Source organism: Paradesulfitobacterium ferrireducens (assembly GCF_017310645.1).
In the GTDB taxonomy this organism is placed as follows: Bacteria; Bacillota; Desulfitobacteriia; order Desulfitobacteriales; family Desulfitobacteriaceae; genus Paradesulfitobacterium; species Paradesulfitobacterium ferrireducens.
The window spans coordinates 43,566-49,852 of sequence record NZ_JAFLRH010000012.1; the positions used below are offsets into that span (position 1 = coordinate 43,566).

Genomic DNA, 6,287 nt, shown 5'->3' on the forward strand with positions numbered 1-6,287 from the left:
GTTAGATGAGTGTTAACGGGATTATGCCCCTCCTTCCCCTGCCGCCCATCGGACAAGCGGTGGAAACGGCTGCAGCGGGTAACCCGTCTGGGGCTGCCGGTGCGGCCAAGGCTGGGGTTGATTTCAGCAAGTTCCTTCAGGAAGCCATTGATCAGGTCAATGCGCTTCAACAAAATGCAGAAGCAGCCAGTGCCGGTTTAGCGACCGGACAGATTCAGGATCTGCACACAGCCATCATCGCCTTGGAGAAAGCGAGCCTCTCAATGTCTCTCACTGTGGAAGTGCGTAATAAAGTGCTCGATGCCTACAATGAAATGATGCGTATGCAGATTTAGTTATTAGAGTAAGGAGTCAGAATTCAGGAGTCAGGAGTCAGAATGTAGAATTTAGGGGTTTAAGAGATACGTGTTCCCTATTCTGAGTACTGACTTCTGAGTACTGAGTACCTGTTATTAACTTATACGAATCCAACGCTATATTTCCATAGGGGAAACACAAGGTAAATTATCCCAATAGAAAAGGAGGAGCACCATGGATTTTTCCTGGGGTGGGATTAAAAAATCGGTTGGCGGGTTTTGGCAAAATCTTTCTCGCCCGCAGAGAATGATAACGATCGTTGCTCCTCTGATGGTGGCGGTCGCTCTCTTCGGACTGATAATCTGGGCCAGTCAGCCCAATTATGTCTCCATTTATAAAGGAACAGAGGCTGAAGCCGCAGCGATTCGCAATAAACTCGTCGATCTTAAGTTCAAATACCAGCTGGCTGATGGCGGCACGAATATTTTGGTGCCCCAGGATCAGGCGGCCGAAGCGCGGCTGCAACTGGCGAGTGCGAACTTGCCCCAAGGGAGTAAATTCAGCTATGACTACTTAAATCAAATGCGTATCGGGGAGACGGATGCAGACCGCAAACTGCGCCAACTTTTGGGTCTGCAAAGCGAGTTGGAGACCACCATTAAGACTCTGGCCGGAGTCGAAGACGCCAGAGTGCATATCGTGCAGCCGGAGCAATCCTTGTTTGTGGAGAATGAGAAAAAACCCACAGCCGCCGTGACCTTAAAGCTTGCTCCTGCCACTAAGTTGAGGGATGACCAGATTCGGGGGATTGCCAACCTGATGGCTGCTTCGGTCGAAGGGCTGGACGTCGGGAATGTGACCATTGTGGATACAAACGGGACTGTGCTCTCCGATATCTTGGGCAAAAGCAATGATCCGCATCAGTTGACCGGAACCCAGCTTCAACTGAAGCAGGGGATGGAAGATACGATTCAAAAAAATGTTCAAAGCATGCTGGATCATGTATGGCCGGGTAAAACCGTGGTCCGGGCCAATGTCACACTCAATTTCGACCAGGTTTCAATCAAAGAGCAAAAAGTCGGTCCGGGTGCGGTTGTGAGCCGGGAAACCTCCACCGAAACGAGTACCAGCGCCCCAACGACCGGGGGCGGTACGGGTGTGAATGCCAATGTCCCGACTTATCCTTCTCCGGCGGCCTCCGGCAATACTTCCAGTTCTAATAGCACCAAAACCACGGAAAATTTCCAAGTTGATATGACGCAAACGGACCGGACCATTAACCCGGGTTCGATTTCCCGCCTTTCGGTATCTGTGATGCTTGACGGGGAGACAGTGACCCAGGCCCAAGCCGATCAAATCAAGGAAGTCGTAGCTTCGGCCGCTGGACTTGATGTGAACCGCGGCGATCAGATCCAGATCGCGGCCATACCCTTTGACAAGCAATCTCTGATGGCAGAAAAGGCCGCTATGGCTCAAGCGGAGAAGAAGCAGCAAATTCTTACCTACGCTGAACTTGGGGCCGGATTGTTGTTGGGAATTCTCTTTCTCTTAATTCTCTGGCGCTCACGCTCGAAGTTTAAGCAGGCCTCGGGATCCTTGGCCATGGCCGGAGGATTTGAGCCTATGCCCTTGGCGGCAGCGGAAGAGCTTTTGCTGTCCCAAAAACAAGCTGAAGAAGAAGCCAAGCTAAAGCTGGCACAGAAGCAAGCGAAGAGTGCCGAGGAAATTGAAAAGCAAAAGGTTAAGGAAGCCGTAGAACTCTATACCCGCAACAATCCGGATGAGGTTGCCCGTTTGGTGAAAACCTGGCTGTCGGAGGAGAAATAGATGGCACAAGGCTTAACTGGTATTCAAAAAGCTGCTATTCTCCTCATTACGCTGGGTCCGGAACATTCGGCACGCGTGGTGCAGCATTTAAGTGAAGCTGAGATTGAGCAGCTCACGCTCGAAATGGCAAACATTCGCAAGATTGCTCCGGAAAACCGCAATCAGGTGATTGATGAGTTCCATCAAATGTGTATTGCCAATGATTATATCGCCCAGGGCGGGATTGATTATGCCCGGGAGGTGTTGGAGCGCGCATTGGGGGAACAGAAGGCGTTTGAAATCATTACCCGCTTGTCTTCCTCTTTGAAAATGCGGCCGTTTGACCTGGTGCGCCGAACTGATCCGAAGCAGCTTCTTTCCTTTATCCAGGGGGAGCATCCTCAGACCATTTCCCTGATTATGTCGCATTTACCGCCGGATAAATCCGCGATTTTGCTCTCAAGCCTGACGCCGGAGCGCCAGGCCGATGTGGCCAAACGCATGGCTCTAATGGGAAGAACCAGCCCGGAAGTCTTAAAAGAGATTGAGAAAGTGCTGGAACGCAAGATCTCAAGCCTGGCCCCGCAAGACTATTCCACCTCCGGCGGGATTCAGAGTGTGGTGGATATGCTGAACCGGGCTGATCCGGGAACGCTTAAGAATGTAATGGACACTCTGGAAATCGATGATCCGGATCTGGCGGAACAGATCAAGCGCCAGATGTTTGTGTTCGAAGATATTGTCATGCTCGAGGACCGCGGTGTCCAGCTGGTGTTGCGTGAAGTGGAGACCAAAGATTTGGCTCTGGCCTTAAAAGGGTCGAATCCGGAGGTTTCTCAAAAAGTGCAGTCCAATATGTCGGCTAGGGCTGCGCAAATGCTCAAGGAAGATATGGAGTTTATGGGTCCGGTGCGCCTGCGTGATGTGGAAGAAGCGCAGCAGCGCATTGTCAAGGTCATCCGCAAGCTTGAAGAAAGTGGCGCTATTGTAATTTCCAGGGGTGGTAGTGATGAAATCATTTACTAGTCCGCGTGTGGTTAAAAGTTGTGCTGTAGAAGTTGCCGCTCCCCGGGTGCTGGACTGCCAAGCGAATGCTTTTCAACGGCTGGCATCTCACTTGACCGTGGTTAAGATTGACATGGAAACGAATAGCCCTGGCGCTGAACCGGGTTATTGGGACCAATATGGTGTGCCGGGGGATGAAAGTCAGCCGGAAGATGAATTCCTTAGTCGGTATAGTGAGCAGGAACGCCTAGCCATTGGTGAAGCCAAAGCCCGGGCAGAAGAGATAATCGCCCAAGCCCAGGCGGAGGCGCACGAAATCCGGCGTCAGGCTGAACTGGAGGCGGAGAAGCTGCGGGTACAGGCCCGGGCCGAGGAGGAAAGCTACCGGCGGCAGCTTGAGGCTGCAATACGGGCGGAGGTACTCCCCCAAGCGCGGCAGGAAGGCTATGAGGAGGGGGTACGCACCGGCAGGGAAGAAGCCGCTGCTCTCCGGGCCGAAGCCCATACCCTCTTCAAGCTGGCGCAAACTGCACTGGCACAGGAATATGCTAAAGCGGAAGAAGACCTGCTGCACCTGGCTATTCAGATCGCTGAGTGCCTGGTGCGGGCGGAATTGAAAGTGGAGCCCGTGCAGCTCTTAGCCATTGTCAAGACTTTAAGCCTCCTTCCCCAGGAACGCCAAGGATGGCGGCTTCATCTATCAGCTCAGGATGCTGCCTGGATCGAAACTTTGGGACCGGATGCCCTGCCTTGCCCGTGGATTGAAGATGAGAGTCTGGATCGTGGGGACTGTTGGCTGGAATGCCAGGAAGGGATTTTTGATGCCAGGATTATTCCCCAGCTTGAACGCTTGGAAGAGATATTGCAGGAGGAATTGAAACGTGGGGCAGTGGCAGAGGTTGGCAGAGATCACGCAGAATACGGAAACGATTCTTTCCCTGGGTCAGGTCGCTAAGATCGTAGGCTTGATGATTGAATCGGCCGGGCCGCGGGTCAGTGTGGGGGAATACTGCCTGATCCGGACGCGTACCGGCAAGGAAGTGCCGTCGGAAGTTGTCGGGTTTAGAGATACGACCACCCTGCTCATGCCCTTGGCTGAGTTAGACGGTATTGCGCCAGGGGATAGGGTAATACCTCAGCGGAAAAAACTGGCTGTACCCGTAGGCCCGAATCTGCTGGGCAAGGTCCTGGATGCCCTGGGACAGCCCTTGAACCGGAAACCTCTGCTGTGTGAACAGGTTTATCCGCTGCAAAGTGCTCCTCCGAATGCACTCTTCCGGCCTCGGATTAGCGAAAGCCTTAGTGTAGGAGTAAGAGCCATTGACGGTTTGCTTACTTTGGGACGCGGGCAGAGAATGGGGATATTTGCCGGATCCGGTGTGGGTAAAAGCACCTTGCTTGGGATGATGGCCCGCCACACGGAAGCGGATATTAATGTGATCGCACTTGTGGGCGAGCGCGGCCGGGAACTGCGGGATTTTCTGGAGAAGGATTTAGGGCCGGAGGGCTTAAAACGCTCGGTGATCGTAGTAGCAACCTCAGATCAGCCCGCCTTGCTCAGGCTGAAAGCGGCATTTACGGCGACGGCCATCGCGGAGTATTTCCGTGATCAAGGGCAGAATGTTTTATTAATGATGGACTCCGTAACCCGTTTTGCCATGGCCCAACGAGAGGTAGGCCTGGCCGCCGGGGAACCGCCGGCGACCCGGGGGTATCCGCCCTCTGTGTTTGCCCTTCTGCCCAAACTGCTCGAACGCGCCGGGATGGCCGAAAAAGGGAGCATTACCGGAATCTATACCGTCCTGGTCGATGGGGATGACCACAATGAACCGATCGCGGACAGTGTGCGCGGGATTTTAGACGGTCACATTGTACTCACCCGGGAGTTGGCCCGGCAGAACCACTATCCCGCGATTGATGTACTCCAGTCCGTGAGCAGGCTCATGACAGATATAGCGGCTCCGGGGCACTTGGAACTGGCGGCCCGGGTGCGCGAGCATATGGCTGTCTATCAGGAAGCTAAGGATTTAATCGATATCGGAGCGTACGTGCACGGAACCAACCCGCGTATTGACGCGGCGTTGGCCTACATAGACAAGATCCGCGCCTTTCTAAGGCAAGGCACGGACGAAGAGGTGGAATTTGACCGGATGTTTAGGCAACTGGAGCAAATCTTCATAATCTAAGAAGTTAAAGCTGTCAGCTTGAGGAGGAATTGAGAATGCCGAGATTCCGTTTCCGGCTTGAGGCGAGCCTGCGCCTGGCAGAGATAGCCCTTGATCAGGAACTGCGCCGTTTGGCTCAGGAGGTGCAGAAGCTAAAGCAGCTTGAATACGAACGGAACCGGTGTGAAAACACCTGGCTCCAAGCCGCAGCCGGGCAACGGACGGCAGGGCTCACAAGTCCTCGGGATCTCGGAATTTGGCAGAAATACGCTGAGAATTGCCTTAAACTTTTGCGCTTAAAGGAAAAAGAAGTTCAAGGCCAGGCCCAAACCGTACAGAAATGCCGGGAAGCACTGGCCGCGGCCCACCGGGAGGCCGAAAAATTCCGGCGTCTTAAGGAAAGGCAACTTAAGCTTTTCCGCTTAGCCGAAGAAAACAGAGAACAGAAGATCCTCGATGAGGCCGGACAGGTCTTGTACTGGCAGAAGATGACCGTTCAGTAGTCAGAATCCAGAATTCAGGAGTCAGGAGTCAGGAGTAAGACATGCCGAATTCTGAGTCTAGGGTTACATTCGCGTGATGATTTGTTACTCTCTCATCTTTGACAGTTAAAAACTATAAAAAGCTTGAAAGCCCTGTATTTGCAAGGTGTTCAAGCTTTTTTTGTATTTTAAAAAAGTGAGTAATTTTTTATTTCTTAGTCGTGCTTAGAATTTTTTTCATCTGTGTCTTTTTTATAATCTCTAAATCTGTTCGAAAGTAGAAAGATTCATGCAGAGCATCTGTAAAATCAGTTCTTGTGTAGGTCGGTATATATCCCTCGCCCTTGATCTCATAGAAATTCATTTCTCTCAATCCGTTGACGATTTCACTGCATGTAAACTTATTTCCTAGTTTCTTTTCCAATAATCGATAAATGATGAGGGCCATAAAGCAGGTAGTAAAATGTGCTTTAATTCTATCTTCGCGACTTAAGTACACTGGTCGGGCTTTAAACTCGCTTTTCATGATCCG

6 protein-coding genes and 1 pseudogene are annotated in these 6,287 nt (G+C 52.1%); 6 read left to right on the forward strand and 1 reads right to left on the reverse strand.

Annotation, left to right across the window (positions count from 1 at the left end; translation table 11 throughout):
- The first annotated feature begins 5 nt into the window (after nucleotides 1-5).
- The 6 genes from fliE to J0X21_RS04255 all read left to right on the forward strand — a co-directional run bounded on the left by fliE (nucleotide 6) and on the right by J0X21_RS04255 (nucleotide 5,776).
- Nucleotides 6-335 (forward strand): flagellar hook-basal body complex protein FliE, encoded by a 330-nt coding sequence (gene fliE, locus J0X21_RS04230; RefSeq protein WP_206810948.1) that lies wholly within the window; start codon nucleotides 6-8, stop codon nucleotides 333-335.
- Nucleotides 336-531: 196 nt separating this feature from the next.
- Nucleotides 532-2,124 carry a flagellar basal-body MS-ring/collar protein FliF gene (gene fliF, locus J0X21_RS04235; protein ID WP_206810949.1) on the forward strand — a complete coding sequence of 531 codons (1,593 nt, stop codon included), beginning with the start codon at nucleotides 532-534 and terminating at the stop codon, nucleotides 2,122-2,124.
- Nucleotides 2,125-3,129 carry a flagellar motor switch protein FliG gene (gene fliG / locus J0X21_RS04240; RefSeq protein WP_206810950.1) on the forward strand — a complete coding sequence of 335 codons (1,005 nt, stop codon included), beginning with the start codon at nucleotides 2,125-2,127 and terminating at the stop codon, nucleotides 3,127-3,129. It abuts the gene before it with no gap.
- Entirely contained in the window at nucleotides 3,113-4,063 is a 951-nt protein-coding gene (locus J0X21_RS04245; protein ID WP_206810951.1) for a FliH/SctL family protein, read from the forward strand. Before fliG ends, J0X21_RS04245 begins: the two co-directional genes overlap by 17 nt.
- A 13-nt stretch (nucleotides 4,064-4,076) precedes the next feature.
- Nucleotides 4,077-5,294 (forward strand): flagellar protein export ATPase FliI, encoded by a 1,218-nt coding sequence (fliI, locus tag J0X21_RS04250; RefSeq protein WP_236006068.1) that lies wholly within the window; start codon nucleotides 4,077-4,079, stop codon nucleotides 5,292-5,294.
- A gap of 35 nt (nucleotides 5,295-5,329) precedes the next feature.
- Entirely contained in the window at nucleotides 5,330-5,776 is a 447-nt protein-coding gene (locus J0X21_RS04255) for a flagellar export protein FliJ (protein WP_206810953.1), read from the forward strand.
- Between the two features lie 187 nt (nucleotides 5,777-5,963).
- Here the strand turns inward: J0X21_RS04255 and J0X21_RS04260 are convergent.
- Nucleotides 5,964-6,287 (reverse strand): annotated as a pseudogene (locus J0X21_RS04260) (IS1634 family transposase); the annotation flags it as partial.

Bases quoted from the DNA above. Each gene is read 5' to 3' on its own strand.
- fliE (WP_206810948.1), top strand. From the start codon at position 6: ATGAGTGTTAACGGGATTATGCCCCTCCTTCCCCTGCCGCCCATCGGA.
- fliF (WP_206810949.1), top strand. From the start codon at position 532: ATGGATTTTTCCTGGGGTGGGATTAAAAAATCGGTTGGCGGGTTTTGG.
- fliG (WP_206810950.1), top strand. From the start codon at position 2,125: ATGGCACAAGGCTTAACTGGTATTCAAAAAGCTGCTATTCTCCTCATT.
- J0X21_RS04245 (WP_206810951.1), top strand. From the start codon at position 3,113: ATGAAATCATTTACTAGTCCGCGTGTGGTTAAAAGTTGTGCTGTAGAA.
- fliI (WP_236006068.1), top strand. From the start codon at position 4,077: ATGATTGAATCGGCCGGGCCGCGGGTCAGTGTGGGGGAATACTGCCTG.
- J0X21_RS04255 (WP_206810953.1), top strand. From the start codon at position 5,330: ATGCCGAGATTCCGTTTCCGGCTTGAGGCGAGCCTGCGCCTGGCAGAG.